The sequence below is a fragment of the Nocardia sp. NPDC055165 genome (genome assembly GCF_053606985.1).
Window position 1 is genome coordinate 405785 of sequence record NZ_JBSGSS010000004.1, and the last position, 25904, is coordinate 431688.

The window sequence follows — 25904 nt, forward strand, 5'->3', positions numbered from 1 at the left end:
CATGGATATTCCCGGGGCGCGCAGTGTGACGCTGGTGGACGGGGCGAGCGGGTTGGCCGTGGCCGGTGCAGGCGAGCGCCGAGGCGTCGACGAGCACGAGGACGCGGCGGGGACCACCGATGTGGTGCGAGCCGCGCTCGCGTGTCCGGCCCTGGGGAGCTCCGACGACGACCTCACCGAGATCGTGGTGTGCCGGACCAGGGGATTTCACCTCCTCCACCTGGTCGACGGCGATTTCGACGGCAGGTTGTTCATGCATGTCGTCTTCGACGGCGACACCGGCAATCTCGGGATGGCCCGCTATCAGCTCAGGTCGGCACTGCAAGAATTGACGGGCGGGGATCGATGAGTGTCGCGCTCGCCGATGAATTGCATCGGCTCGGCGAAGAAGGCTCGACCGGAGTATTGCGCGCAGGCGACGGCGAATTCCATTTGGTGCGCGGCACTATCGCCTCGGTCGGCTGCGGGCGGACCATCGGACTCGACAGATTGGTCGTCGAAGCGGGCGTAGCAACGGCGGAGGATTGGCGTCGCGCCGGTGCGGGCGACCCGGGTCCGCTGCTGGACCAGCCACAACTGGAAACCCTGGCGCTGCTGTCGGTGTTCGACGCCGCCTATTTTTTGCTGGCCTCCGCGGGTGAGCCGGAATTCCGTCCGACCACCGAACACTGGCTGGCGCCGGTCTGCCACATCGCGCCCCGCGCGCTTGTTCACGAATGCGAACGCCGCACCGACAACGAGTACGGCCCGTGGACCGCCGACCTCGTCACCCTGGTTCCGGTGGTCCCGGCCCGCCGGATCAAGCGGAACCAGGTGGTACTCACCGGAAGTCAGGCAGAGGTTCTCGCCGCCGCCGACACCCGCCGCAGCATCGCCGACATCGCCCGCGATCTGGGCCGCACCACCTACGGCTGCCTCGTCGCGGTCCGCGACCTGACCACAGCGGGCCTGATCGAAGCGCCGGAACCCGTCGCGACCGAACAACCACCGCGCGGGCGCCACCTCGCCCTCGCACCGGACCCGGCCGACCACCGGAGCTCGACTCGGTCGACAACATCCGTGCCCACGCTGCCCCGACGCGTTCCGGGCAGCGCGGGACCGACCCGCCCCCAGCAGGAGACGGGTGCACGACAGGGCAGGCACGCGATCGACGAGGAAGCGACCGCGACCGCCCGACACCGCGGAAAACCGGCCGGCGCAGCGGAACCCGAACGCTGGCAGCAGGTCGACCGCGAAACACTCATCCGGCTCAGGGCGGCGTTGGAGGAGCTTGCGTGACCGTGCGGAAGAAGCTGCTCGGTGATTGGAGGGGAAGGTTGACCAAGGTGGCGATGACCACACCCGAACCCAGGGCGCCCGAACACACAGCGCCCCAGAACTACCCGGCTGTGCAGGCCGAACTGCAGTCGTTGCGCGAACGGCTACCTCAGCTCACCGGGTCGCTGGTGGCCTCCAGCGACGGGCTGCTCATCGAACACGACCTCCCCGCCCATCTCGAACCCGCGGGCCTGGCCGCGCTGTCGGCCGCGCAGTTGTCGCTGTCGTACCGGCTGGCGAACACCGCGCACGGCGGCGGGTTCAGCGAGGTCGTCGTGCACGGCACCGAGGGGCAGGTGGTGATCTACGCCGCCGGGCGCACCTCGCTGACCGTGCTCGCCGGACCCGAAGTGAATGTCGGTCGACTCCATCTGGAGTCGCGACCGGTAGCTCGCGCGATCGCCGGCCATCTGGCGGCGGCGCACAACGATTGAAAGGCACACGATGTCGAATATGGATCTGGCTCTGAAGGACATGATGGTGATCGAGGGCGCGATCGGCGCCGCGATCGTCGACTACAGCAGTGGCATGGCCCTCGGAATGCTCAGCAGCACCAAGTCGCTCGACCTGCAGGTCGCCGCGGCGGGCAACACCGAGGTGGTGCGGGCGAAGATGCGCACCATCGAGCAGCTCGGGCTCAACGAGGAGATCGAGGACATCCTCATCACCCTGGGCACGCAATACCACCTGATCCGCCCGATGACGGGGCGCAAGTCCAAAGGGCTGTTCCTCTACCTCGCCCTCGATCGCGGCCGGGCCAATCTGGCGCTGGCGCGGCACAAGCTCAAGGGCATCGAAGAAGACCTGGAGGTGTGAGTTTCGCGAACGGGGGGCGTGTCGGCGGTGACGTGCCGCCGACATTCCGTCATCGGCGGGGTGAACCCTGCGCGATCAGTCGGTGCGACCCATCACAAGATCGAGAGGTTGTGTGGCATGGGATGGCTCGTACGCCTATTGTGATTCGCGGCGAGGTCTGGGGCCACAACGTCAGTAATCGGGGTTGCTCTCACATCGACGAGCAAGGGTGAACTGGAGCGGTATGCAGTTGAAGAAGGTTGTCGCGGCTCTGGGAGCGTCCGCGGCGATGATGTCCGGAATTGTTGTCGGCAGCACGAGCGCGAGCGCGGCGCCCGCCTGCCCGAGTCTTTATGTCGTCGCCATTCCCGGCACCTGGGAAACCGGCCACGAGAAGGCCCCCGGCCCCGGCATGCTCGCCGGCGTCACCAACGGCCTACCGAGAAACACCGACGTCGACTACGTCACCTATGCCGCGACCGCGTTCCCCTGGGAGGGCGATGTCTACGGCAACTCCAAGAAGCAGGCGGTCGACGCCGCCCGCGGGCTGATCAGCGAGAAGCTGGCCTCCTGCGGCAACACCAAGGCCGCGATCGTCGGCTACAGCCAGGGTGCCGACGCCGCAGGCGATCTGGCCGCCGAGATCGGTACGGGTATCAGCCCGATCCCGCAGGACCGGGTCGCCGCTGTCGGCCTCATCTCCGATCCTCGTCGTTCGCCGACCGATATCCAGGTCGGCCCGTATGCCGCGGGCGCCGGTGCCGGTGGCGCTCGGCCGGGTGGCTTCGGTTGGCTGAGCGACCGCACCCGCACGATCTGCGCGGTCGACGATCTGTACTGCGCGACCGCTACCGACGACTTCGTGACGCGGTTCGCCGGCTTCCTCGCACAGAGCTCGGACGCGAACCCGGCCAACCTGTGGCGCTACCAGCTCGAGGCCGGAGCGATCGTGAGCGACCTGATGTCGTTCGGCGGCATCCCGACGCTGGGGGCGCAGCTGACGGACGCGGCCAACCAGAAGCGGGCCAAGGACCTGGAGCAGTTCTACCGTTCGCAGGCGCACACGCTGTACGGCAGTTACTCGGTGGGTGGCGGGCAGACCGCTATCAGCTGGATGCACAACTGGATCGCTCAGGCGGCCTGAGTCGTTCGCGCAGAGCCCGGTATCGCTTCGGCGGTGCCGGGCTCTTTCGTGGATCTAGGGCGTGGTTCGGGACAGGTACCTGGGGAGCAAGTTCCAGACGTGGGCGTTCTCGTTGATGGTGGCGGCGGTGCGGGTGCCGGTGCGGGAGTAGAGGATTCGGGTGATCGAGCAGTAGTCGATCGGGAAGGTGAGGGGGCGGGGGAGGGCCAGGATGTCGGCGAGGAGGACGTTGATGACGCCGCCGTGGGCGAAGGCTACGACGGTGTCGCCGGGAGCTGTGGTGGCGACCAGGGTTTCGACGGCGGTGAGAACTCGCGTGGTGAAGGCGGGGCCGTCGATCTGGTCGGGGAGATGGCCCGCCTTGATGCGGGCGTAGGCGTCGGCGAATTCGGTTTTCGCGTCTTCGATCGGGATGTAGGCGGGCAGGTCGCGGTCGTACTCGGCGAGGTCGTCGATGACGTCGACCGGTAGGTCGCGGGCGGTCGCGGTGGGGAGCGCGGTGTCGCGGGCGCGGCGCTGGGGGCTGCTGACGATGCGAGCGATGTCGTGGGGTGCGAGCGCGGCGGGGACGCGGTCGGCTTGGAGCTTGCCGATGTCGGTGAGGCCGGGGTCGGCGGCGGTGGTGTCGCCGACTACGCGTTCGGGTTGGGCATGACGCACGAGTATCAGCTGCACGGTCAACACTCTGCCCTATCCGCCGGATACCAGGGCTCGGGGCCACCCACAGCCGAAACGGACTCGCGGGGATGCCTCGTCGTCGACCGAGGGTATCGCCGCGAGTCCTCCGGCTAGGTCAGGACTGGCCGTAGGGCGGCTGACCACCCTGCGGGCCGTTGTACGGCGGCTGACCACCGTTGTACGGCGGCTGGTCGCCCTTCTTCTTGTTCTTGAGCAGGAAGATGCCGCCGACGATGAGCACCACGATGATCAGGCAGCAGATGCCGCCGATGATCAGGCCGGAGCTGTTCTTCTTTTTCTTCTTGGCCGCGAGTTCCAGCGCGGTGTTGACTGCGTCCGAGCTCGCCAGGGTGTCGAAACTGCTGGTGAACATGTGCGGATCGACGAGTGTGGCTGTGGTCAGCAAGTCCAGATACATGAAATCCCATCCCGATGTGTTGGTGGTCCGGCATCCTCCCGGTGCCGGAACTCCGAGAGTAACGGTCTCACTGTGGCTTTCGGTTCGAAAGCCTCGCAAGCGCCACACAGAGCATGTGTTGATCGCGAACGCGCCGCGATCCGTATACACCTGTACCCGATTTCACCGCGGTTTCACCAACGGGAACGGCAGCGTCTCACGGATGCTGCGCCCGGTGATCAACATGACCACCCGGTCGACGCCCATCCCGAGTCCGCCGGTGGGCGGCATCGCGTGTTCGAGCGCGGTCAGGAAGTCCTCGTCGAGTTCCATCGCCTCCGGATCGCCACCGGCGGCCAGCATCGACTGCTCGGTGAGCCTGCGCCGCTGGTCCACCGGGTCGGTGAGTTCGCTGTAGGCCGTGCCCAACTCGACGCCCCAGGCCACCAGGTCCCAGCGCTCGGCCACCCCCTCGATGCTGCGGTGCGAGCGGGTGAGCGGGGAGACCGAGGTGGGGAAGTCCAGGTAGAAGGTGGGGTAGGTGGTCTGCGACTCCACCAGGTGCTCGTACATCTCCAGCACCACTTGGCCCGCGTCCCAACCGTGTTGGTAGGCCACGCCCGCCTCGTCGCACAGCTCGCGCAGCCGGGCCAGCTCGGTACGCGCGGTCACCTCGGCGCCGATCGCCTCGGAGACCGCGCCGTGCACGGTCTTCACCCGCCACTCACCGGAGATGTCGACGGTGTCGAAGCCGCCGTCGTCGTTGGGCCGCAATGCCACCTCGGCACCGTTGGCGGCCATCGCCGCGTGCTGGATCAGCCTGCGGCACAGGTGCATCATCTGCTGGTAATCGCTGTGCGCCTCATAGGCTTCCAGGATCGTGAACTCGGGATTGTGGCTGAAGTCGACGCCTTCGTTGCGGAAGGTACGGCCGATCTCGAACACCTTCTCCATGCCACCGACGCACAGCCGTTTGAGGTAGAGCTCGGGGGCGATGCGCAGGTACAGGTCGAGGTCGTAGGCATTGATGTGGGTGCGGAACGGAGTGGCGTTGGCGCCGCCGTGCACCTGTTGCAGAATCGGCGTCTCCACCTCGAGAAAGCCCCAGACATAGAGCGAATCGCGCAGTGAGTGCAGGACCGCGCTGCGCTTGGCCATCACCTCGCGGGTCTCGGGGTTGATCGCCATGTCCACATAGCGTTGCCGGACCTTGGCTTCCTGATCGGCCAGCCCACGCCACTTGTCGGGCAGCGGATGCAGGCATTTGCCGTTCATCCGCCAGTCCTGCGCGAGCAGTGACAGCTCACCGTTGCGGCTGGCGCCGATCTGCCCGCTCACCTCGATGAGATCGCCCAGGTCGAAGAATTCGGTGAACTCGTTGCTGCGATCGGCGCCCACCCGTTCGCGATCGATCACCAGCTGGATCTCGCCGGTCCAATCGCGAACCAGCGCGAAGATCACGCCGCCGTAGTCGCGAATCCGCAAGAGCCTGCCCGCGATACGCACGGTGGTGCCCTTGGGGCAGCGTCTGGCCTCGGCGATGTCGTGGGTCGGCGGGTAGGCGACCGGATAGGCATCGATGCCCGAAGCCGTGAGCCGGTCGAGTTTGTCCAGGCGCACCCGCACCTGTTCGGGCCTGCGTGGACCCTGTTCGGCGTCGGCGCCCTCCGGTGCGTCCGGTGCGCTGCCGTCGGCGTGCAGGCCGGTGACTGTCGCGGGGACCGCCGCCGTCGTGCCGGTGTGCACGCCCGCGTCGGGCGCCTTGCCGATGCGCGGGAGGAACCCTTCGGCCAGCCCGCTCGCCGTGGCCACTCGCGGCAACTGCCTGCGTTCCTCGAACAGGAAGAACCGCGGCACCCAGCGCGGGTGGTATTTCACGTTCGACCGGTACAGGGCCTCGAGCTGCCACCAGCGCGAGAAGAACAGCAGCACCCCGCGCCAGGCCCGCAGGATCGGACCTGCGCCGATCCGGCCGCCTTCTTCGAACACCGATCGGAAGACCGCGAAGTTCAGCGACACCTTGGTGATGCCGTACTGGTCGGAGTTCAGGGCGAGCTGCGAGATCATCAGCTCCATCACGCCGTTCGGGCTCTGCGGGTCGCGGCGCATCAGTTCCAGCGAGACGCCGGTGCGCCCCCACGGGACCAGCGAGAGCATGCCGTGCACGCGGTCGTCGTGGTCCACCGCTTCGACCAGCAGGCAGTCGCCGTCGAGTGGGTCGCCGAGGCGGCCCAGCGCCATCGAGAAGCCGCGCTCGGTCTCGGTATCGCGCCAGGCGTCGGCCCGCGCGACGATTTCGGCGAACTCGGTGGCGGGAATGTCGCGGTGCCTGCGGATCCGCACCTCGAGGCCGTTCTTGCGCAACCGGTTCGCGGCCTGACGCACCTGCTTCATCTCCGGGCCCGCCAGCGAGAACGTGCGGGTGTCGAGGATCGCCTCGTCACCCAGCCGCAGCGCCGACAGGCCCGCCTTGCGGTACGCGGTGGCGCCGAGTTCGCCGGCGCCCATCACCGCCGGCTGCCAGCCGAACCGGTCGGCCTGCTCGAGCCACGCCTGAATCGCCTGTGGCCACGCCTGTTTCGGGCCGATCGGATCGCCACTGGCCAGGCACACACCCAACTCGACGCGATAGGTGATCGCCGCCTTGCCGTTCGGCGCGAACACCACCGCCTTGTCGCGACGGGTCGCGAAGTAGCCGAGTGAGTCCTCGACATCGCTGCTCGCGAGCAGGCCGCGGATCGCCGACTCGTCCAGCGCGGTCATCGCGTTGTCGGCGCGCTGCGAGCGCAACAGCACGACCACCGCGGCCAGCAGCGCGATCGCGCCGAACAGGCCGAGCAGGAAGTTCACCCAGGCTCGCGGATGCCCGTCGAAATGCTCGTTGTTCACCAGCACGGCGGCGGTGACGCGATACACCGCCCACAGCGGACGCTGCACACCCGCGGGCAGCGAACCGGGGAACAGTTCGACCAGGCCCCAGCCGAGCAGGCAGCCGAGCGCGAGCCCGGACACCAGGACACCCAGCGCCTTCCACAGCGCGCCGGGCCGAACCCGGGTGTAGAACTCCTTGCGCGCGGCCACCAGTATCGCGATGACCACCACATGCACGACGAAGGCGACCAGCGCGTCCACATCGTCGTCGGCGAAGAAGTCCAGGATGTTCGCCACCGCGTACAGCAGCAGGTACACGACCAGCAGCCACCAGGCGATCCGCTTGCGGGCCGCGGTCGCCCCGGCGAGCAAGCCGACGATCAACGCCCACACGAGGCTGGTGTCGGGGGCATCGAAATAGTAGGTGTCCACATAGTGCCGCGGCACCTGCGTGAGGATCCGCAGGCTGGGCGAAACACTCCACAAGAACAGCAGCACCGCGAACACACCGAGGACCAATCCGGCGATGTGTGGTACCTCGGACAACTTGCCGTGCGCGCGATGGGGCACCGGCGTGCGGTCCTCGACGATGGGGTGCTGCTCGGCCTGCGTGGAAGTCACCGATCCAGTGTGCGTCCAATCGAGCCGGAACCGGGTGGCGGTGGCTGCGGCGTGTTCGTCACCACCCGCAACGCCGGGGCCGGTGGTGACCGGTTTCGCGCGACGGGGTAAGTATTAGCGCATGTCGGAACCAGTTGATGTGCCGATCGATGACGCTGTCATCCGGCTCGGGCAATTCCTGAAACTGGCCAACCTGATCGATTCGGGTTCCGAGGCCAAGACGGTGATCGCGCAGGGCTTGGTGCGCGTGAACGATGAAGTGGAGCTACGCCGCGGCAGGCAACTCGAGATCGGCGACATCGTCGTCCTGGCCGGCAACAAAGTACGGGTGTCCGAGGGCTGACCCTCGAACACCCGCGTCGCCGTCAGTCTTCGGCGCGAACGACCACGCCGTCGGAGTCGCTGTAGAGCATCTCGCCCGGCACGAAGGTGATGCCGCCGAACTCGACGGGCACATCCTGCTCGCCGCTGCCGGTCTGGGTGCTCTTGCGCGGGTTGGTGCCCAGCGCCTTCACCCCGATGTCGAGGGTGCGCAGGATCGCGGAGTCGCGCACGGCGCCGTTGACGACCACGCCGGCCCAGCCGTTGTCCACGCCACGGCCGGCGATGATGTCGCCCACCAGCGCGGTGTGCACGCTCGCGCCACCGTCGACGACGAGCACCTTGCCCTCGCCCGGCCCGCTCAGTGTCTGCTTGACCAGCAGGTTGTCCTGGAAGCAGCGGATCGTGGTGATCCGGCCCGAGAATTCGGCACGGCCGCCGAACTGGATGAACTGCGTATCGCAGCTACGGATCTCGGGGCCGATCTCGTCGGCCAGATCGGCGGTGGCCACAACATTCGCTGATTCGGTCATGGATCAGATTGTGTCAGGCCCGCCCGGCCGCGCCATTCGTAGGCTCTCAGACCTGCTCGCTGTGTGATTTCTCGATCTCGCGAATGAGCGCGTCGGTGGTGTGCTGAACCGCGATCTTCACGAACGGCTCGATCGTCTTGCCGAGCATCTTGCCCGTGATGCCGCCGCCGACGGAGAAATCGATGTCCGCGTCCACGGTGCACGCGATCTCACCCTTGGGAATGAACCTGAAGGTGGCGACGATCTCGATGCCCTTGATCGACTTGGTGGCGATCAACCGGCCCTCTTCCCAGCCGACGACCTCGACGCGCGAGGTCAGCGACGCGGGGCCGAGCTTCATCTTCCCGTCGAACGTCGCGCCGAGGCCGTCGGTCTGCGCGGTGAGGGGTGTGAAGGATTCGATGCCGTACCAGAACTTCGGCAGATTGCGGTAGTCGTTCATGAACGCGAACGCCGCTTCGGCGGGCGCGGCGCAATCTTCGGCGATCCTCACTTCGGTCATAGCGGCCACTCTAATCGGTGGAATCGAGGCCGAACGGCACTCGACACCGAACGTGATCGAGGTGACTACCCGGTCACGGCCAGCGTCGCTGCCAGGCCGAATGCCACCGCCATCACCAGTACCTCGGCCGCCGCGTTGCGCAGGGAGACCTCGGCGGTCACGCGGTGGTCGCCGGCCTTGGGGACCCAGGATCGACGCCACCACCAGCCCAGCGCGACGAGTACACCCAGGATGATGAGCTTCGCGAGCAGTATCCGTCCGTAGCCGCTGGTCAGCAGCGAGGTGATGCCGCCGAGGCGGACCAGGCCGTTGATCAGGCCGGTGAGCGCGACGACAACGACCAGGGGCGCGGCGAGCCTCGAGTAGTGCGGCAGCGTCGCGGCCCATTCGCCCCGGGTGCGCAGCACCAGGACCATCGCGAGCAGCAGGCCGAGCCACAAGGCGGCGGCGAGTGCGTGGACCGCGGCGAGTACCGAGCCGAACATCTGCTGGGACATGTGCCCGGTGATCGGCCGCAGCGACAGCGCGACCGCCGCGAACACGAGCACCAGATCCGCCGACGCGGTGTCGGGTCTGCGGAAGGCCAGTGCCGAGTAGCAGGCGATCGCACCGGTGCAGAACAGGATCGCGATCCCGATCTGGCCGCCGCTGAGTCTGCCGAGGAAGGTGATGAAATCGCCCGCGTCGAGCTGGGTCACGGGCACGCCGACGATCTCGGCGGCCTCACACACCAGCACGGTGAACTCGGCGGCGAACCAGATACCGGCCAGCGCGGCCAGCGGTCGCCAGGTGACCGTCAGCCGGTCGTTGAGCCGGGGCAGCGCGGCCAGGCCGAGCACCACCGCGCCCACGCCATCGGCGAGCACGCGCGCGAACGCCACCCACGCGAACCCGCCGGAGCTGCGCAGTATCCAGGCCAGCACCACCCCGAGCAGCGCGGCGACCACGACCGGCACCAGGACACGCCACTGCCGCAGCGCGGCACCGGGCACCCGGCGACCGGTCGTCATCGTCGACTACTTCTTGCGGCCGGACCGGCCGCCGAGCAACGCCACCGCGAGGCCGGCGCCGAACAGCACCACGCCGCCGGCGATGAACACCCACACGGGCACCCCGCCGTCGCCGCCGTCGTCGGCCGTGTCCGCACCCGGACGCGCGCCCGGCGTGCCGGTGCCCGCCTTGCTCAGCGTGAAAGTCCGCGTGCCGCTCACGGGATGACCGTCGGCCGAGGTGACCCGGAACGCGATCGTGTACTCGCCGACCGGCCCCAGCTCACCCAGTTCCACACTCACACTGCGTCCTTCGACCAGCGCTTTGCCCTTCGACCACAGCCTGCCATCCGGGCCGACCACGGTCAGCGACGGAAAGTTCTGCTGCAGTTCCTCATTGAAGGTGACGCTGGCCCGCGCCGGTCCGGCCTCGACGGTCGAACCGTTCTCGGGAACGCTGCTCACCGCGCCGGAATGCGCACTCGCCGTGCCTGCCGCCGCGAAGGCGCAGGCGAACAGCACCGCGAGCAGGCCGACGAGCATCTTGCGCATCACGACGACCGCCGGGAGCGCACGACCAGGCCGAGGCCGAGCGCGGCGGCGAACAGGCCGAGGGCCAGGCCGATGCCACCCATCCAGCGGGCGACGTCGTCGGTCTCCGACTGGGTCGATTCGCCGGAGGCGACCTGGTGATCGCCGCCCTCTGCGCCGCCCTTCGCGGTCAGCGTGATAACCGGCGCGGGGTGCTCGGGCTCGGCGCCGCCGGTGCTCAGCTGGTTCCAGGCCACGACCTTGCCGTCGCTGTAGGTCTGCTGGGTCGGGAAGTTCACGGTGTCCTGGGTCGGCAGCGGGCCGAGCGAGAGCACGAACCGCTGGAACTGGCCGGGTCCGACACCGGGATTACCCGGATCGGCGGACCACGCGACCGCTACCGTCTCGCCCTTGTCGTTGCGCTCGACCTTCGACGTCCAGCCCGGCATCGGCTCGGTCCGAACACTTTTCAGGTTCGGCACGGTGACGCGCAGCGCGGTGGTGGACGCGGTATCGGATTCGGTCGGCACCTTGAAGGTGGCGACGGTGTACTTGCCCTGGGCGGCGCCCGGAGCGTCGACGGTGACGTGCGCGGCCGCCGAACCGCAGGCAGTGAGGACCAGGCCCGCCGCGAGAGCGACGGTGCCGGTGCCGCGGGTGATGAAGTTGTGCATGGAATGCCTTGTCGTCCGAAGAATTCTGAGGTGGTCGCGAATCAGGCGAACACCGGCGGTGCGCGCGGACATCGCGCACCCCTCGGACGCGTCCCGCGCGCGACGGCGAGCGGGCCGAACCAGCGAGCGGTCGGGTGGGCAACAGCGAAGGGACTGCCGAGTACAGCCCGAATCACGCTCGACGCAACGAGGTACAACCGCTCGGCGACGAGAATCAGTGCGGCACAGGCACACGCTGCCACCAGGTGCGCGGCGATCATCGGCAGGCTCGGCAGATGCAGTAGTCCGTGATGGTCGAGTGTCGCCGACAGCGCGAAGTGCCCGGCCCACTGACCACCGATCAGCGCGGCGGCCGTGCGCATCGTCGCGGCATTCGCGAATCGGGCGGAGTGCCCGCGTGGCCCGGTGCCATGGGCGAACATCCCGGCAGTCAGCGAAACCAGCAGCAGCAGTGCGATTTCCGACGACCGCGGTACCCCGCCGCCGCCGATCCCGTGGGCGGCCACCGCCAGCCCGCCCACGAGTACGCCGCAGCCACCACCGCGTAAGCGGGAGGTGAGCTGCGGCGTTGTCACGGCAGGATCAGCGGACGCCGAGGCGGGCGAGCACGTCGTTCTCCAGCACGGACAGCTCGGCCGAGATCGACGCGTGCACGGCCTTGCGACGTGCGGCAGGCATCTGCTCGGCCGTGCGCACGGCCACGTTCAGATCGGCCATGCGCGAGCGGGCCGCTTCGACGAACTTCGTGGTGTCGGCATCGCCCGCCTTGTCGGCGGCGATCTTGTCGAGGGCTTCTTCGGTGTTGGTGATGCGGGCCTGCAGGCGCGCTCCGTGCCCGCTGAACTCGCTCAGCTGGTCCATGCCGATACCGAGCTGCTGGGCCTTGCGCGCGTCGAGCTGCCCGCGCACCATCGTCGCGCCGCGGTAGGCCAGCGGGGCGAGTACGGGGATCAGGACCCGGGCCACGCCGATGTACTTGCGGATCTGGCTCGCGCTGAACAGTTCGCGATCGGCCTTCGCGGCCGCCTTCTGCGCGGCCTTCTCCTCGGCCTGCAGGGTCGCGATCTGCGCCTTGGCCACCTTGTCGGCCGTGCGTGCCTGAGCCTTGGCCGCGCGCCGGGTGACGCGCTCGCCCGCCTTGGCCGCCTTGCGCTCGTTCTTGGCGCTCAGCTTCGCCTCCACCGCGGCTTTGTGCTTGAGTGCTTTCGCCTCAGCGCGTCGGCTCGGCCGCCGCTTCCGCTTGCTGAACAACCCCATGGGATCAGGCCCTCCGTCATGCTCGCCAAGTCATGAGGCAGGACCGCCTTCAAGCGGCCTGCCGTTCTTCGTAGCGTAGTGGGATGAGGGTAGCGATTGGGCATTGTGTCGGGGGTAAGGCCCATACTGCTTGCGTGCGTGCAGCCGAGGACGACTTCGACGGCGGGCCGGTGCGTAGCCCGGTCCCCGCTTCCGCTGCGGATTTCCGCATCGCCTTCCTGGACGCGCGTTCACTGATCGGATGCAGGCATCGTCTGCGCCTCGATGCCGAGAATCCGGGCGTGCTCGCCGAGGTGCGCGAGGATCCGGGCGTGCAGCAGCGGCGCGATGCCGCCACCGCCCATCGCACCAAGGTCCGCGACGAACTGGTCGCGGCCGCCCCCGCCGACTGGGTGGTGATCGACCCGGACCTGCGTGGCGCCGCCAAGGCCGCGGCGACGATGGCCGCCATCGAGGCGGGCGCCCCGCGCATCTGGGGCGGGCTGCTGCCCCAGGAAGCCGATACCGGGCGACGCGGCGGTGTCGAGATCCTGCTGCGCGACGACGATCGTGGCGGCTATATCCCGATCATCGTGGTCAACCACAAGGTCACCGACCCGCGCAGGCCCGACCCGGCCGATTTCCACCCACTGACCTCGGACCTGTTCCGCTGGCAGCCCCGCCGCGACAAGCACGTGAAACTGCGCCCGCAGCCGCGCGACCAGCAGCGCCTGGCCCACCTGTACCGCATGTTGCAGCGCTACGGAATGGCCAGCCCCGCCCTGATCGGCGGCGCGATCGGCCTGGTCAGCGACCGCGTCCTGGTGCACGATCTGACGAACGTGCTGGCCGATTACGACCAGCGCTACGCCGACCGTATCGCGGTGGTGCGCGGCGAACTGCCGACCCAGCCGTCGAAGGTGCCCGAGTGCAGGCAGTGCCCGTGGTGGGTGCGCGGGCCCGACGCGCAGCGACCGGCGGGCCCGGAGGCGGTAGCGGAGCGTGACCACGCAGGGCCCTCGGGAGCGCAGCAGTCAGGCACAGCCGAGCCGAGTTGTGAGGCCACACTGGCGCAGATGCGGGATGTGAGCCTGGTCGCGCCGGGTTCGCGGGCCGACGTGCTGCGCCTGCACGGGATCGAAACGGTCGACGAACTGGCCGCGTGGGAAGGCGACGATCCCGACGACTGGCAGCACGGACCGTTCGCCGAAACCGTCGTCACCGCACGCGCCTGGATCGACGGCGCCCCGCTCGTGCGCCGGTTCGAGCAGGTCAGCGTGCGTCGCGCCGATGTGGAGATCGACGTCGACCTGGAGAGTTACCAGGAAGACGGCGCCTACCTGTGGGGCACCCTGCTCGACGACGTCTACCGCCCGTTCGTCACCTGGGATCCGCTGCCCACCGAGGACGAGGGCCGCTCGTTCGGCGAGTTCTGGACCTGGCTGATGGAGCGGCGCGCCGAAGCCCACGCCCAGGGCAAAACCTTCGCGGCCTACTGCTATTCGCGAACCGCCGAGGACAAGTGGCTCTACGAATCGGCCCGCCGGTTCGCCGGCCGCCCCGGCGTGCCTACCCACGAGGAAGTGCGCGCGTTCGTCGACTCCAAGGAATGGGTCGACATGTTCCAGGCGGTCACCGAGCAGTTCATCTGCCCGAACGGCAAGGGGCTCAAGAAGATCGCGCCGGTCGCCGGGTTCGGCTGGCGTGATCCGGAAGCGGGCGGCGAGGCGTCGATGGGCTGGTACCGCCGTGCCGTCGGTTACGACGACGACATCGACATGTCGCAGCGCACCCGCCTGTTCGTCTACAACGAAGACGATGTCCGCGCCACCCAGGTGCTGCGCGATTGGATGTCGAAGCGGGCCGTAGCCGAGGTTCCCTCACTGGCCGATTTCGGACGGTAATAACATCGGGGGCGTGACTGAGCAGCACGTCGAAACCCTCGAGTTCCAGGCCGAAACCCACCAGCTCCTCGAGCTGATGATCCACTCGGTCTACTCCAACAAAGACACCTTCCTGCGGGAGCTGATCTCGAACGCTTCCGATGCGCTGGACAAGCTCAAACTTGCCGCTTACCAGGACAAAGACCTGGGCGCAGACACCTCCGACCTGCACATCGAGCTGGAGGTCGACCAGGACAAGCGAGTCCTGACCGTCCGCGACAACGGCATCGGCATGTCCCGCGCCGAAGTGATCGACCTGATCGGCACCCTCGCCAAATCCGGCACCGCCGACCTGCGCCGCAAGCTCACCGAGGCCAAGTCCGACGCCGCCGCCGAGGAGCTGATCGGCCAGTTCGGCATCGGCTTCTACTCCACCTTCATGGTCGCCGACAAGGTCGTCCTCACCACCCGCAAGGCGGGCGAGACCGAAGGCACCCGCTGGGAAGCCGCCGCGGGCAGCTCCACCTACTCCATCGACACCGTCGCCGACGCACCGCAGGGCACCTCGGTGACCCTCGAGCTCAAGCCCGCCGACGAAGACGATCACCTCTTCGATTACACGCAGGAATGGAAGCTGCGCGAGATCGTCCGCAAGTACTCCGACTTCATCGCCTGGCCGATCCGCATGCAGGTCGAGCGCACGGTGACCGAGGGGGAAGGCGAGGACAAGGTCGAGAAGACCGTCGTCGAGGACCAGATCCTCAACTCGCAGAAGGCGTTGTGGACGCGACCGCGCAGCGAGGTGAGCGACGAGGAGTACAAGGAGTTCTACCACCACGTCAGCCACGCCTGGGACGAGCCGCTCGAGATCATTCCGATGAAGGCCGAAGGCACCTTCGAATACCAAGCGCTGCTGTTCGTTCCGTCGATCGCGCCGTTCGACCTGTTCACCCGTGAGCACAAGCGCGGTGTGCAGCTCTACGTGCGTCGCGTGTTCATCATGGACAACTGCGAAGAACTGATGCCGGAGTACCTGCGTTTCGTCAAGGGAGTCGTCGACGCCCAGGACCTCTCGCTCAATGTCTCCCGCGAGATCCTGCAGCAGGACCGCCAGATCCAGATGATCCGCAAGCGCCTGGTGAAGAAGGTGCTGTCCACGGTCAAGGACATGCAGGGCGCCGAGGACCAGACCAAGTACCAGACGTTCTGGGCGCAGTTCGGCCGAGTCCTCAAGGAGGGTTTGCTCTCCGATACCGACAACCGCGAAACCCTGCTCACCGTCTCGTCTTTCGCCTCCACGGCCTCGGAGTCCGAGCTCACCACGCTCGCGCAGTACGTGGAGCGGATGAAGGACGGGCAGGACTCGATCTACTACATGACCGGCGAAAGCCGTGCGCAGGTGGAGAATTCGCCGCATCTGGAAGCCTTCACGGCCAAGGGTCGCGAGGTGCTGATCCTCACCGATCCGGTCGACGAGATGTGGGTCGGTTCGGTGCCGGAATTCCAGGGCAAGACGTTCCAGTCCATCGCCAAGGGCGAGGTCGATCTGGAAACCGAGGACGAGAAGAAGGAAACCGAAGCCCTGCGCGAACAGCAGGACAAGGACTTCGGCGACCTGCTCACCTGGCTCGGCGGCACGCTCACCGACGTCGCCAAGGAGGTCCGCCTCACCAACCGTCTCACCACCTCGCCCGCCTGCCTGGTCGGTGACGTCTACGACTTCACCCCCATGCTCGAGCGCATGTACCGGGCCTCGGGCCAGGCCCTGCCGGAGTCCAAGCGCATCCTCGAGCTCAACCCGGCCCACCCCCTGGTGACGGGCCTGCGCGACGCCTACGACGCCCGCAAGTCCGACGCGGACGAAGGCAAGGTCCCCGAGCTCGCCGAAACCGCCGAGCTCCTCTACGGCACAGCGGTTCTCGCCGAGGGCGGCGAACTCAAGGACCCCGCCCGCTTCGCCCAGCTGCTGACCGAACGCCTGACCCGCACCGTCTGACTGCCCGCCTCCCCGCGACTTTTGCCGGTCGTGGGGAGGTGCGAGGGTGGGTCACCGGGCCCAAGGTGGGATGTCGGTGGCGTTGTGGGCGTACCCGGTGAGTTACCCGTGTTCCCGCGAGATCAGTTGTTCTGTGATGTGGGTTTTGTTCACCGGAATTCAGGTGCTGGCGAGCTGGATTCGGGTGACCATTAGGGGATGGTGGGGCACGAGATTCGTCGCGCAAGACCCGGCGACTACGACAGCATCATCGGCGTGGTCGACAACTGGTGGGGGAGAGCGGCCGTCCACAACCTCCCCCGCATGTTCCTCGACCACTTCCATCGCACCAGCCTGATCGCCTCCGACGACAACGGAATCTCCGGTTTCCTGGTGGGTTTCGGCTCGCCCTCCGACCCCTACACGGCCTACATCCATTTCGTCGCCGTCCGCCCGGATGCTCGCAAAGTCGGCCTGGGCAGAACCCTCTACGAAGCGTTCTTCACCATCGCCCGCTCCGACAACCGCACCGTCGTCACCGCGATAACCTCGCCCGCCAATTACACCTCGATCGACTTCCACCGCAGCCTCGGTTTCGCGGTCGCCGGCCCCATCCCGGACTACAACGGCCCCGGCCGCGCCCTGATCACCTTCTCCCGCCCGGTATGAATGTTGTTATGTCAGAACAGTTGTCCTCCGATGTTCGTCCGTGGGACCTCGTCGCCGAGGGATACGCAGAGACCGGTGCGACCGTGCTCGCGCCCTTCGCCGCGCACGCACTCGAATACGTCACTCTCAGCTCGGAATCGGAGATCGTCGACATCGCGGCGGGTACCGGGTTGCTGAGCATCGCCGCCGCCGAGCTCGGTGCCCGAGTGCAGGCCATCGATCTCTCGCCGTCGATGATCGACCAGCTGGTCGCGGCGGCCGCCGACCACCCCACGGTCACCGCGCAGGTCGGCGACGGACAGGCCCTGCCCTACGAAGACAACCGATTCGACGCGGGCTTCTCCCTGTTCGGGCTGATGTTCTTCCCCGACCGGCCCGAGGGCTTCGCCGAGCTGTGCCGCGTCCTGCGCCCCGGCGCCACCGCGGTGGTCGCAGCCTGGGCGCCCGCGGCCGAATCCTCCCTCATGCGAGCGTTGTTCGGCGCACTGACCGCGGCGGACCCGACAGCCACACTCCCGCAACCGGATTCGCGCAGCCTCCAGAATCCCCGAGTGTTCGGCGCGGAGATGCGCGCGGCGGGCCTGCTCGACGTGCGGATCGAGCAGCACACCGCCGAGCTCTGCTACCCGGACGCCACCACCCTGTGGGAATCCCTGACCCGCAGCAGCGCGCCGCTGGCTGTCGTGAGAGACGAAGTGGGCGAGGAGGAATGGCAGCGCCGCAGCGAAGCGGCCATCGCCCACCTCACCGTCACCTACCGCCCGAACACCCCGCTGCGCACCACCGCCCTCTTCGGCATCGGTACCGCACCCTGAGACGCCGACGGCGCCCTGCCCGGGTGGGCAGAGCGCCGTGTGGGTGTGCCGCGTGACTAGCGCGGGGCCATGCGCAGCGCGCCATCCATGCGGATGGTCTCGCCGTTGAGGTAGTCGTGGGAGGCGATGTACTCCACCAGCTGGGCGTACTCGTCAGGACGGCCGAGACGCGACGGGAACGGGACGCCGGCTTCGAGGCCCGCGCGGTACTCGGGGGTGACGCCGGCGAGCATCGGGGTGTCGATGATGCCGGGGGCGATGGTGTTGACGCGGATGCCGAACTGGGCGAGGTCGCGTGCGGCGGGCACGGTCATGCCGTGGACGCCGCCCTTGGACGCGGAGTAGGCGATCTGACCGACCTGGCCCTCGAAGGCCGCGACCGAGGCGGTGTTGATCACCACGCCGCGCTGGCCGTACTCGTCGACCGGCTCGGTCTTGGCGATGGCGTCGGCGGCCAGGCGCATCACGTTGAACGTGCCGAGCAGGTTCACGGTGATGACCGTGCGGAACAGCTCCAGGTCGTGCGGGCCGTTCTTGGACAGGATGCGACCCGCCCAGCCGACACCGGCACAGTTCACCACGATGCGCAGCGGCGCCGGGCCCTCGGTGATCTGGGCGATCGCCGCGGCGACCTCGTCACCGCTGGTCACGTCGGCCGCGATCAAGGTGACGCCCGCGGGCACGTTGTCGCCCGCGCGCTCGATGGACGCGGGTACATCAAGCCCGAACACAGTGGCGCCCGCGTCGGCGAGGCGCTTGGCGGTGGCGGCACCGAGACCGGACGCGCCTCCCGTAACGATGGCAGCGGAACCCGAAATCTCCACGACAAATCCTCCTGTATTGAATGGCGGCTTATTGTGCCGCTTGCCAATAGTGGCACCCTAGCGTGAACCGGGTGTGGTCTGGAACACGCAGCCACAGCGCTGGGGAAATCGTCGTGAACACCGGTGTTTACCGGTGGTAGCGTGCCGTCATGAGATCGTTCGCCGGTCCGTCGGTAGCCGGACGCAGGGTCCTGATCACCGGGGCCGCTCGTGGGATCGGTGCCGCGCTCGCCCGCAGACTGGCCGCGCGCGGGGCCCACGTCGCCTTGCTCGGGCTGGAGCCGGAACTGCTGGCCGAAGTGGCCGCGGAATGCGGCGACGTGCCGTGGCGGTATTGCGATGTGGCCGATCGGGGGCAGGTCGAGCGGGTGGTCGAAGTACTGGTCGCCGAACTCGGCGGCCTCGATGTGCTGGTGGCCAACGCGGGAGTCGCCAAGCAGATGGCGATGATCGGCGGGGATCCGTCGGTGCTGGAGGAAACCCTCGCGGTGAACGTGCTCGGGGTCGCCTACACGGTGTCGGCGGCGGGTGCGCATCTTTCGCATCCGGGCGGGTATGTGCTGATGATGTCGTCTATCTCCACCGCCGTGCAGTTGCCGCTGGGCGGGGCCTACAGCGCCTCGGCGGCGGCGGTTGCCTCGCTCGGCGCCACGCTGCGCGCGGAACTCCGGTCGACCGGGGCCAAGGTGGGGGTCAGCTATTTCGCCGGGATCGACACCGACATGACGGCGCGTGGATTCGGCACGGCCGCCGCGCACACCGTGCTGGGGGAGACCAGCCTCACCGGTAGCTCACCCGTCGGTCCTGCTGTCGAAGCCCTGGAACGCGCCATCGCCCGACGACGCAAGACCGTGGTCTCGCCCTGGTGGGTAGCGTTGGTCCGCCCGTTCCGGCTGCTGGCCCAACTGGTCGTGCAGCGCGTGCAGGGCGATCGCCTGGCCCGCGCCATCGACATCGCCCGCACCGAGGACGTCCCCTTCACCACCGAACAGCCGGCCCGGCCCCGCAGAATGGAACGGCAATCATGAGCGATTCGACCCTGCGGCAACAACTTCCGCGTGGACGCCACCACCTGTCGCGCGAAGAAGTGATCGCCTCTCAGCGTGAGCGCATTCTCGTCGCGATGGGGGAGGCGATGACCGTGGGCGGCTATGTCGGCACGCCGGTGGCGGCCGTGCTCAAGCGCGCCGGGGTTTCCCGGGAAACGTTCTACGAGCTGTTCCGGTCGAAGGAGGACTGCTTCAACGCGGCCTTCGACCGGGTGTCGAGCGCGCTGGCCGAGAAGCTCCGGACGGTGATCGCCGACTGCGCCGACACCGACGCGCTCACCAGAATGGACCGCATCCTCACCGCCTACTTCGACCACATGATCGACGACCCGGCCTCGGCCCGGCTGTTCCTGGTGGAGGTCTACGCGGTCGGCCCGTCGGCCATCGAGGCGCGGATGGACTTGCAACATCGATTCGTCGAGGTGGTCTCCACCATGCTCGGCGCCGAATCCGAGGACCAGCGGTTCGCCTGCGCGACCCTGGCCGCCGCGATCGGCGCCATGGTCACCGGCCGGATCGCCGCCGACGACCCGGAAAGTCTGCGCGGCATCAAGGATCAGCTGATCGCATTGGCCCGCCGTTCCGGAACGCTCTACGGCAACGCGTTCGCTTAGGTTCGGTGGCGGCTGAGCCCGGAAATCACCCGGCCCGCCGGGAACGACAGCCTGCCGACCTGCTGCACCCACCGCTGCCACGCCGTGATGCTCTCGGGCAACACGATCCCGGCCTGCCCGGCGCGTGCGGTGATATCGCGCAGCGAATCGGACAGCAGCCGCCACGCCTGCGCCTCGGTCGCCGTGAGCCTGGCGTCGGCGGCATTGGCCCAGTGCTCGGTCGACGATCGCGGGCAGAGCCCTTCGACGAATTCCGTCCAGGTCGAGGTCGGCGCCGCAGTGTGCAGATGCGTGAGCAGCACCGGGCCCAACTGCGGGAACGCGACGAGGGCGCCGAGCAGGACGAGCGCGGGCAGACGAGCTTCGTCGGAGCCCTCGTCGGATCGGAGCCGTTCGATCGCGGAGAACAAGCCGTAGCTGTTGGCCAGCCGTTTGACCGAGCGCGGAGTGTTGATCAGCGGGGGACCGAGGAGCCCGAGCAATGTGATCTCGTTGTCGCCCATCGTCATCGGCGCGATGGTCTCGGTGAGTTCGAGGCGGCCGAGGTCGGGAACGGTGGTGGCGCGTTGCGGTGCGGGCAGAGATTCCTGACGACGGGTCGGCGACGGTGGCGGGGGAGTCGTTGTCGCGGTGGGCTGTTCGACCGGCACGACCGTGCTCGGCGCCTCGGCCCGGCGGCCCACGAGGGTGTTCATCATCGAGAGATAGCCGCCCGTTGCGAGCGGCGGCAAGGTGAACACCACCTGGAAGATCTTCTCCAGGTACTGCGGGGGCGTCGACGACCAGTGACCGTCATCGTCGGGGTCGACGACCAAACCGTCGGATTCCGGTCCACCCATGAGCATTTCGCGGTAGTGCGTGGCGATCGAGCGCAGCATCCAGCGCGGGTCGACGGCGACGACAACGACGAACAGTTCGACCGCGAGCAGGAGGTGGATGGCCTCGAGCAGTTGCACCACCCGCTGCGGCGGACAGCGATCGAGGTCGTCGATGTAGAGGACGATGCGGTCGATCGACGGAAACTCGTCGCCGACCGAATCCCGTGCGTTCCGCGGTGATTCGGTGTCGTTCGCGAGCAACAGCCGCGACATCTTGTCGAAGTCCTCACGGATGCGCGTCATCACACCGAGGCTGCTCCGATAGCCGCCCTCGGCCGCACGGTCGGTGACCAGACCTGCCAATTGGCCTGCGGCGGTGAGGTTGTGCTTCTCGCGTCGCAAGGCGTCGAGGTTGGCTCGGCTGACCGCCAGCGCGGTCGCGCGCTTACTCGCGATGCGTGCGCGTTCGACCTCGACGTTGCGCATGAGCTCGGCGACCGAGTCGGTGTAGCGCTTGCTCATGTGGTGCAACCGTTGCAGGAAGGCGATGGCGAGCACCACTGCCGCGGTGCTCGCGCCACGGGCCAGGTCGGAGAGGAAGAACAGGCCGACGACGCCGGCGATCACCAAGATCAAGGTCAGTGCCCAGCGGACGCGGTTGCCCTTACCGCACAATGCCGCGGTTTCGCGGGCGTTCTGCCACCACTTCTCGTCGGTGGCGGCGCCGGCCCGCTGGTCGAGGGCGTCGCGCTGCTGTATCGCCCGCTCCCACAACGCGTTCGAGAAGGCGGCACGCAACGCCAGCAGTTCCATCTGCCATCGCGGCGTGGCGGATGGCTCGGATTCCAGCTCGGCGATCCGCTCGGACTCGGCGGCGATCCGCTCATCGATGTGATGCGCGGCGACGAGGGCGGTCTCCAGCCGCGACATCTGACGCTGCGCTGTCGCGGGATCGATGTCTTCGGTGCGAGACAACTGCCCGAACATCTCGGTGACCAGGCTCGACCACAGATCGGTCTCGGCGTAGTGCCAGGCATTGAACCGCACCTGCCGCACATGGTGACACGCCCACTGCTGCTTCATGGCGTCGCGCACCCGGTCGTGCAGGAGTCCGAGGAAATGACTCTTGCCCTCACCCCACTCACCGAAGAGGCCGACAGCCAACGGCAGGCTGGTCGAGGCGGAGGTGAGCAGCTCGGCCAGCGCTGTGGCCTCGGTGGTGCGGTCGAGTTGGTCGACGGTGGTGGTGTTGTCGGTGCGATAGGCCGGCAGGCGCGGGTGTTCGAGCTCGGCCTCGAGTCGCCGGACGGTGACGGTGCCGGTGGCGGCGTCGCCGGTGGTGAGGGTGGGTTTGCCGTCGATCAGCTGCCAGATACCCCAATTGCCCTGGGGACGGGTCGCTGTCAGATCGACCACGAGTCGTCGATCGAAGAGTTGCAGCTGCATGACACCGCCGGCATAGCCCGTCGCCAGCACGGGGAGACCATTGATTCTCGCCCACGATCCCCAGGTGCTCGGCCCGACCGAGGAAGCCGGGACCGCCATGTGGGAATCCGCGAACCTCGCGGGGTTCATCGGCGACGGCTCCGAGCGGGCGCCGACGGTGAAGTGGCTGATGCGGGTAATGACGGTCAAGCCGTCGTCGAAGCCGCACGCGAGCCAATAGCGAGGTTCCTCCGGCGAACTCGAGTCGTCGGCGGGGAACCTGTCATCGAACGTGGCCAACCAGCGGGCAGGGCCCAGGTGACCGCCCTGCGAGCTCGCCGCACCTGGTTGCCGCGCCGGGTGGTTGTCGAAAAGCGACGTGCGCTGGAGCTGGTCGTACCCGACGGACAGGTATACCTCGACCTCTCCTCGGCCGGTGCCGACCATCAGTAGCCTGCCGTCTTCGGTCTCGGCGACCCAGGCACCGCAGGTGGCAGCGCTGCCGACCTCGACCCGCCCCACCGCTTCCCATGGTTCGGGGGCGTTCGGCTGAATTCGCCAGACGATGACGACGCCGTCGTCGTCCCCGGTGGCGAGCAGATCGGTGCCCGCGTTCCACGCCCCCCACCGCACCTCGGCGAGATGACCGCGCAGCAGTCGTTCGATGTACGGCGCGGTCGGATCGTCCGCACCGGAAGGGGGCCGCTTGCCCGGCACCTGACGCACCACCACCGCGCCGTTGCCGTATCCGCAGGCCAGGGTCGGTCGCCCGGCGATCGTGGTCCACGCGCCCCATCGCGCCGGTCCACCCGGTTGGTCACTGAACACCCAGAGCGGGTCGAAGAACGAATCCGCGATATCCGCGGAGGTCCGCCGTACCGACGGCGCCGCGAAGTCGCGCCACTCGGGTGCCGACCAGACGCGTACCTCGCCGTTGCCCATCCCGACCGCGAGCAACCACTCGCCGTCCACCTCGGTCTGCGTGCCCCACAGTGCCGGCCCGCTGCCGTCGGTCCGCAGGTACATCGACCGCCCGTCGGGCGCTGTCCGTGACTCGCTTCGGCTGATCGCGGTCGTGGTGGATCCGGACGACAGTCTGCCCGCCGGAATATCGGTGGACTGAAACCGCAAGGTCCCGTCGGCACAGCCACAAACGAGCACCTGCCGACCTTCGATCGTCGCCCACAGGCCCCATTCGGTGGGTGACGCGGCCAGGCTGTCCGGGTCGTCGCTGCCGAAGTAGGTGGCCGACGGCGTCAGCCGTAGGTGGTCGAAAGCTGTCGCCGGTTCACCGGTTGTCGCTGAGCCCGCATCGCCTGCGGCCGCTGTCATCGGATAATTCAACCGCCGAATGCCGCGGCCCCGCAACAGATTCGCGCGTATCGAGGGGGGTGGACAGCAGCGGCGCGACACCGTGTCGGTGCCGCGCCGCTGCGAACCGGCGTGAACTCAGCGTGCGGTCTCGGCGAGCTCATCGCCGTGCACGGCGGGCTTCGCACGCGTGCGCCAGACGGCGACACCGAGGCCGAGCAGCGCGGGTGCGATCAAGGCGAGCACGGCCGAACCCCAACCGCCCAGCGAGGGCGCGAACGCGTCGAGCACGGTTTTGCCCGCGAAGAACAGGAACAGCAGGCCCGAGGCGATGGCGATGCCGCGCTCGGGCAGGTGCTTGCCCGCGAACTTGCCGACCAGGATGGCCAGTCCGCCCGCGGCGACCATGCCGGCGACCGAGCCGATCCAGACGGCCAGCCAGTTGTTGTTGGAGGCGAGGGCGGCGGCGGCGAACATGGTGCGGTCGCCGAGTTCGGCGAGGGTGAAGGCGGAGATGACCACCAGGAAGGCGTTGCGGGCGCTCGGCGGCTCCGGGGCCTCTTCGGAGTCGTTGTCGCTGCTCAGCGCGTCGTGCAGGGTCCAGAGGCCGACTACCAGCAGGGTGAGCGCGGTGATGACGGCGATCGCGTTCGCGGGCAGGGCCGTGCCGAGGAAGTGGCCGACGCCCGCGGCGATGAGGTTCACGGCGACGCTGGCGACGCTGATGCCTGCCAGCACCACCCACCAGCGGTAACGCAGCGAGAAGGTCAGCGCCATGAGTTGGGATTTGTCGCCGAGTTCGGCGAGGAAGAGCACGCCGAAGCTCAGCAGGATCGTGGCGATCATGAAGTCAGCTCCCAGGAAAATACTCCGGCCTGTGGCTGAAAGACGGGTGCGCCTTCAGCCACACCGGTCGACGGATCGGTTCGTGGCCGAAGGTCTCGCCCACCGGTGGTCACCGGTTCACGCAGCCGGACCGCGCCGAATTCGGCGGCGATCAGTATGTCGACTGGGCGATTGCGGGCTACTCCCCTTCGCTGTTCACCACTCTAGTCCGGTTGCTCCCGGTATGCCAAGTCCTGGTAATCCAAATCTCAATGGGCACAATAAGTTTGGGTGTGCGGCGGTGATAGTTCGGTTTCCCTGATTTCAGTGGCACGCAGACCCGTTGCCGAATATTCGCCCGCCCGTCGCGGGCGAAAGAGTCAGGCCGCCAGCAGCATTGCGAGCACGGCGGTATCAGGATCGCTGATCAGATCCATCCCGACCCGGCTCACCAGCGAGGTGATCGTGCCGTCGAGTTCGGCCTCGGCCCATGCCGCGCGATGCTCCAAACCGAGGTGTGGCACGCCGGGCAGCAGCACGCAGCCCGAGGCCGCGCCCGCGCATTCGGGCAGCGACGGACGGGTCTCCGACGGTGGGTGCAGCATCAGCAGCGCCGGCGGGGTGTGCGCGGCGAACCGGCCGGGTTCGATCGCTTCATCGCCGAGTACCGGCCCCTCGGCCATCACCAGGCCCACCGTGCCCGGTTCCGGGTCGTCGGGTAGCTCCTCGCGCACCCCGAACACCGTGCTGGTCACCAGCAAGCCCGGCATCGACGCCACCCGCACGGCCAGCACCAGCACCTGTGCCCATTCCTTGGTGGTATCCGGCCACCGCCCCGACACCACGAACCCGCTCAATCGTCCCCGCGCCTGAAACGGCGTGATCCCGATCGGACCCTGTGTATTCATGATGGCCTCCCGACTAACGGGGGCGACTGTGCCCGTATGACAGGAATAACCCCAAACCCGTCTGGCACACAAGTACCAGTGAGTGCCAGAACGGGCAATCCACGCAAAAGACCTCCCAGTCGATGACCGGGAGGTCTTTCGCGCAACGCCTGATTTCGCAAGAACATGGGTAACTCGTC

At 67.9% G+C, this 25904-nt stretch carries 26 protein-coding genes; 12 read left to right on the plus strand and 14 right to left on the minus strand.

The window, feature by feature from the left end:
• The first annotated feature begins 1 nt into the window (after position 1).
• From ACWFRF_RS11245 to ACWFRF_RS11265, 5 genes are all read left to right on the plus strand, one after another.
• Entirely contained in the window at positions 2–349 is a 348-nt protein-coding gene (locus ACWFRF_RS11245; protein WP_452449791.1) for a hypothetical protein, read from the plus strand.
• Positions 346–1278 carry a hypothetical protein gene (locus ACWFRF_RS11250; protein WP_378989410.1) on the plus strand — a complete coding sequence of 311 codons (933 nt, stop codon included), beginning with the start codon at positions 346–348 and terminating at the stop codon, positions 1276–1278. Before ACWFRF_RS11245 ends, ACWFRF_RS11250 begins: the two co-directional genes overlap by 4 nt.
• Positions 1275–1751 (plus strand): roadblock/LC7 domain-containing protein, encoded by a 477-nt coding sequence (locus tag ACWFRF_RS11255; protein WP_378989411.1) that lies wholly within the window; start codon positions 1275–1277, stop codon positions 1749–1751. The genes ACWFRF_RS11250 and ACWFRF_RS11255 overlap by 4 nt, the downstream gene beginning before the upstream one ends.
• 10 nt (positions 1752–1761) lie before the next feature.
• Entirely contained in the window at positions 1762–2133 is a 372-nt protein-coding gene (locus ACWFRF_RS11260) for a hypothetical protein (protein ID WP_378653460.1), read from the plus strand.
• Between the two features lie 223 nt (positions 2134–2356).
• Positions 2357–3256, plus strand: a complete 900-nt coding sequence (locus ACWFRF_RS11265; protein ID WP_452449793.1) for a cutinase family protein — start codon at positions 2357–2359, stop codon at positions 3254–3256.
• 54 nt (positions 3257–3310) lie between these two features.
• On the opposite strand, the gene ACWFRF_RS11270 is transcribed toward ACWFRF_RS11265, so the two are convergent.
• The 3 genes from ACWFRF_RS11270 to lysX form a co-directional block, all read right to left on the minus strand.
• On the minus strand, positions 3311–3931 hold the full coding sequence (locus ACWFRF_RS11270; RefSeq protein ID WP_387446010.1) for a histidine phosphatase family protein: 621 nt from the start codon (positions 3929–3931) through the stop codon (positions 3311–3313).
• A gap of 118 nt (positions 3932–4049) precedes the next feature.
• Positions 4050–4352, minus strand: coding sequence for a hypothetical protein (locus ACWFRF_RS11275; RefSeq protein ID WP_452449795.1), 303 nt, complete (start codon positions 4350–4352; stop codon positions 4050–4052).
• 162 nt (positions 4353–4514) lie between these two features.
• Positions 4515–7823, minus strand: a complete 3309-nt coding sequence (gene lysX, locus ACWFRF_RS11280; RefSeq protein WP_378989414.1) for a bifunctional lysylphosphatidylglycerol synthetase/lysine--tRNA ligase LysX — start codon at positions 7821–7823, stop codon at positions 4515–4517.
• A 121-nt stretch (positions 7824–7944) separates the two neighbouring features.
• On the opposite strand from lysX, the gene ACWFRF_RS11285 reads away from it, so the two are divergent.
• Positions 7945–8166: an RNA-binding S4 domain-containing protein gene (locus ACWFRF_RS11285; protein ID WP_378989415.1), complete on the plus strand. Its 222-nt coding sequence runs from the start codon at positions 7945–7947 to the stop codon at positions 8164–8166.
• 22 nt (positions 8167–8188) lie between these two features.
• Here the strand turns inward: ACWFRF_RS11285 and rraA are convergent, their stop codons facing one another.
• From rraA to ACWFRF_RS11320, 7 genes are all read right to left on the minus strand, one after another.
• The gene (gene rraA / locus ACWFRF_RS11290; RefSeq protein ID WP_378989416.1) at positions 8189–8677 is read right to left on the minus strand and encodes a ribonuclease E activity regulator RraA; all 489 of its coding nucleotides are present in this window, start codon (positions 8675–8677) and stop codon (positions 8189–8191) included.
• Positions 8678–8723: 46 nt separating this feature from the next.
• A complete protein-coding gene (locus ACWFRF_RS11295; protein WP_378989418.1) occupies positions 8724–9179 on the minus strand; it encodes an SRPBCC family protein in 456 nt (151 codons plus the stop codon).
• A gap of 65 nt (positions 9180–9244) precedes the next feature.
• On the minus strand, positions 9245–10189 hold the full coding sequence (locus ACWFRF_RS11300; RefSeq protein ID WP_452449798.1) for a CopD family protein: 945 nt from the start codon (positions 10187–10189) through the stop codon (positions 9245–9247).
• 6 nt (positions 10190–10195) lie between these two features.
• Positions 10196–10720: a copper resistance CopC family protein gene (locus tag ACWFRF_RS11305; protein WP_378989420.1), complete on the minus strand. Its 525-nt coding sequence runs from the start codon at positions 10718–10720 to the stop codon at positions 10196–10198.
• A complete protein-coding gene (locus ACWFRF_RS11310; protein WP_452449800.1) occupies positions 10720–11373 on the minus strand; it encodes a YcnI family copper-binding membrane protein in 654 nt (217 codons plus the stop codon). Before ACWFRF_RS11310 ends, ACWFRF_RS11305 begins: the two co-directional genes overlap by 1 nt.
• Positions 11374–11414: 41 nt before the next feature.
• Positions 11415–11948: a hypothetical protein gene (locus ACWFRF_RS11315; RefSeq protein WP_452449801.1), complete on the minus strand. Its 534-nt coding sequence runs from the start codon at positions 11946–11948 to the stop codon at positions 11415–11417.
• Positions 11949–11955: 7 nt separating this feature from the next.
• Positions 11956–12630, minus strand: a complete 675-nt coding sequence (locus tag ACWFRF_RS11320; protein ID WP_378653445.1) for a DUF6474 family protein — start codon at positions 12628–12630, stop codon at positions 11956–11958.
• A gap of 170 nt (positions 12631–12800) precedes the next feature.
• On the opposite strand from ACWFRF_RS11320, the gene ACWFRF_RS11325 reads away from it, so the two are divergent.
• From ACWFRF_RS11325 to ACWFRF_RS11340, 4 genes are all read left to right on the plus strand, one after another.
• Entirely contained in the window at positions 12801–14513 is a 1713-nt protein-coding gene (locus ACWFRF_RS11325) for a TM0106 family RecB-like putative nuclease (RefSeq protein WP_452449905.1), read from the plus strand.
• A 13-nt stretch (positions 14514–14526) separates the two neighbouring features.
• Positions 14527–16488: a molecular chaperone HtpG gene (gene htpG, locus ACWFRF_RS11330; protein WP_378989424.1), complete on the plus strand. Its 1962-nt coding sequence runs from the start codon at positions 14527–14529 to the stop codon at positions 16486–16488.
• A gap of 198 nt (positions 16489–16686) precedes the next feature.
• A complete protein-coding gene (locus tag ACWFRF_RS11335; RefSeq protein WP_452449804.1) occupies positions 16687–17136 on the plus strand; it encodes an N-acetyltransferase family protein in 450 nt (149 codons plus the stop codon).
• 8 nt (positions 17137–17144) lie between these two features.
• Positions 17145–17951: a class I SAM-dependent methyltransferase gene (locus ACWFRF_RS11340; RefSeq protein WP_379311970.1), complete on the plus strand. Its 807-nt coding sequence runs from the start codon at positions 17145–17147 to the stop codon at positions 17949–17951.
• A 56-nt stretch (positions 17952–18007) separates the two neighbouring features.
• On the opposite strand, the gene ACWFRF_RS11345 is transcribed toward ACWFRF_RS11340, so the two are convergent.
• Positions 18008–18775 carry an SDR family NAD(P)-dependent oxidoreductase gene (locus ACWFRF_RS11345; protein ID WP_379222154.1) on the minus strand — a complete coding sequence of 256 codons (768 nt, stop codon included), beginning with the start codon at positions 18773–18775 and terminating at the stop codon, positions 18008–18010.
• A 149-nt stretch (positions 18776–18924) separates the two neighbouring features.
• Between ACWFRF_RS11345 and ACWFRF_RS11350 the strand changes: the two genes are divergently transcribed.
• Positions 18925–19803 (plus strand): SDR family NAD(P)-dependent oxidoreductase, encoded by an 879-nt coding sequence (locus ACWFRF_RS11350; RefSeq protein ID WP_378637828.1) that lies wholly within the window; start codon positions 18925–18927, stop codon positions 19801–19803.
• Entirely contained in the window at positions 19800–20438 is a 639-nt protein-coding gene (locus ACWFRF_RS11355; RefSeq protein ID WP_387446003.1) for a TetR/AcrR family transcriptional regulator, read from the plus strand. Before ACWFRF_RS11350 ends, ACWFRF_RS11355 begins: the two co-directional genes overlap by 4 nt.
• Here the strand turns inward: ACWFRF_RS11355 and ACWFRF_RS11360 are convergent.
• From ACWFRF_RS11360 to ACWFRF_RS11370, 3 genes are all read right to left on the minus strand, one after another.
• Positions 20435–24013 (minus strand): P-loop NTPase fold protein, encoded by a 3579-nt coding sequence (locus tag ACWFRF_RS11360; protein WP_452449806.1) that lies wholly within the window; start codon positions 24011–24013, stop codon positions 20435–20437. The two genes, ACWFRF_RS11355 and ACWFRF_RS11360, sit on opposite strands and share 4 nt — an antisense overlap.
• Positions 24014–24130: 117 nt before the next feature.
• Positions 24131–24838: a TMEM165/GDT1 family protein gene (locus tag ACWFRF_RS11365; protein WP_452449808.1), complete on the minus strand. Its 708-nt coding sequence runs from the start codon at positions 24836–24838 to the stop codon at positions 24131–24133.
• A 359-nt stretch (positions 24839–25197) separates the two neighbouring features.
• Positions 25198–25725, minus strand: coding sequence for a peptidase (locus ACWFRF_RS11370; RefSeq protein WP_378989431.1), 528 nt, complete (start codon positions 25723–25725; stop codon positions 25198–25200).
• Between the last annotated feature and the right edge of the window lie 179 nt (positions 25726–25904).

Bases quoted from the DNA above. Each gene is read 5' to 3' on its own strand.
- ACWFRF_RS11350 (WP_378637828.1), top strand. From the start codon at position 18,925: ATGAGATCGTTCGCCGGTCCGTCGGTAGCCGGACGCAGGGTCCTGATC.
- ACWFRF_RS11245 (WP_452449791.1), top strand. From the start codon at position 2: ATGGATATTCCCGGGGCGCGCAGTGTGACGCTGGTGGACGGGGCGAGC.
- ACWFRF_RS11305 (WP_378989420.1), bottom strand. From the start codon at position 10,720: ATGCGCAAGATGCTCGTCGGCCTGCTCGCGGTGCTGTTCGCCTGCGCC.
- ACWFRF_RS11285 (WP_378989415.1), top strand. From the start codon at position 7,945: ATGTCGGAACCAGTTGATGTGCCGATCGATGACGCTGTCATCCGGCTC.
- ACWFRF_RS11320 (WP_378653445.1), bottom strand. From the start codon at position 12,630: ATGGGGTTGTTCAGCAAGCGGAAGCGGCGGCCGAGCCGACGCGCTGAG.
- ACWFRF_RS11260 (WP_378653460.1), top strand. From the start codon at position 1,762: ATGTCGAATATGGATCTGGCTCTGAAGGACATGATGGTGATCGAGGGC.
- ACWFRF_RS11365 (WP_452449808.1), bottom strand. From the start codon at position 24,838: ATGATCGCCACGATCCTGCTGAGCTTCGGCGTGCTCTTCCTCGCCGAA.
- ACWFRF_RS11295 (WP_378989418.1), bottom strand. From the start codon at position 9,179: ATGACCGAAGTGAGGATCGCCGAAGATTGCGCCGCGCCCGCCGAAGCG.
- ACWFRF_RS11275 (WP_452449795.1), bottom strand. From the start codon at position 4,352: ATGTATCTGGACTTGCTGACCACAGCCACACTCGTCGATCCGCACATG.
- ACWFRF_RS11310 (WP_452449800.1), bottom strand. From the start codon at position 11,373: ATGCACAACTTCATCACCCGCGGCACCGGCACCGTCGCTCTCGCGGCG.
- ACWFRF_RS11355 (WP_387446003.1), top strand. From the start codon at position 19,800: ATGAGCGATTCGACCCTGCGGCAACAACTTCCGCGTGGACGCCACCAC.
- ACWFRF_RS11265 (WP_452449793.1), top strand. From the start codon at position 2,357: ATGCAGTTGAAGAAGGTTGTCGCGGCTCTGGGAGCGTCCGCGGCGATG.
- ACWFRF_RS11340 (WP_379311970.1), top strand. From the start codon at position 17,145: ATGTCAGAACAGTTGTCCTCCGATGTTCGTCCGTGGGACCTCGTCGCC.
- ACWFRF_RS11360 (WP_452449806.1), bottom strand. From the start codon at position 24,013: ATGACAGCGGCCGCAGGCGATGCGGGCTCAGCGACAACCGGTGAACCG.
- ACWFRF_RS11250 (WP_378989410.1), top strand. From the start codon at position 346: ATGAGTGTCGCGCTCGCCGATGAATTGCATCGGCTCGGCGAAGAAGGC.
- ACWFRF_RS11335 (WP_452449804.1), top strand. From the start codon at position 16,687: ATGGTGGGGCACGAGATTCGTCGCGCAAGACCCGGCGACTACGACAGC.
- ACWFRF_RS11300 (WP_452449798.1), bottom strand. From the start codon at position 10,189: ATGACGACCGGTCGCCGGGTGCCCGGTGCCGCGCTGCGGCAGTGGCGT.
- ACWFRF_RS11370 (WP_378989431.1), bottom strand. From the start codon at position 25,725: ATGAATACACAGGGTCCGATCGGGATCACGCCGTTTCAGGCGCGGGGA.
- rraA (WP_378989416.1), bottom strand. From the start codon at position 8,677: ATGACCGAATCAGCGAATGTTGTGGCCACCGCCGATCTGGCCGACGAG.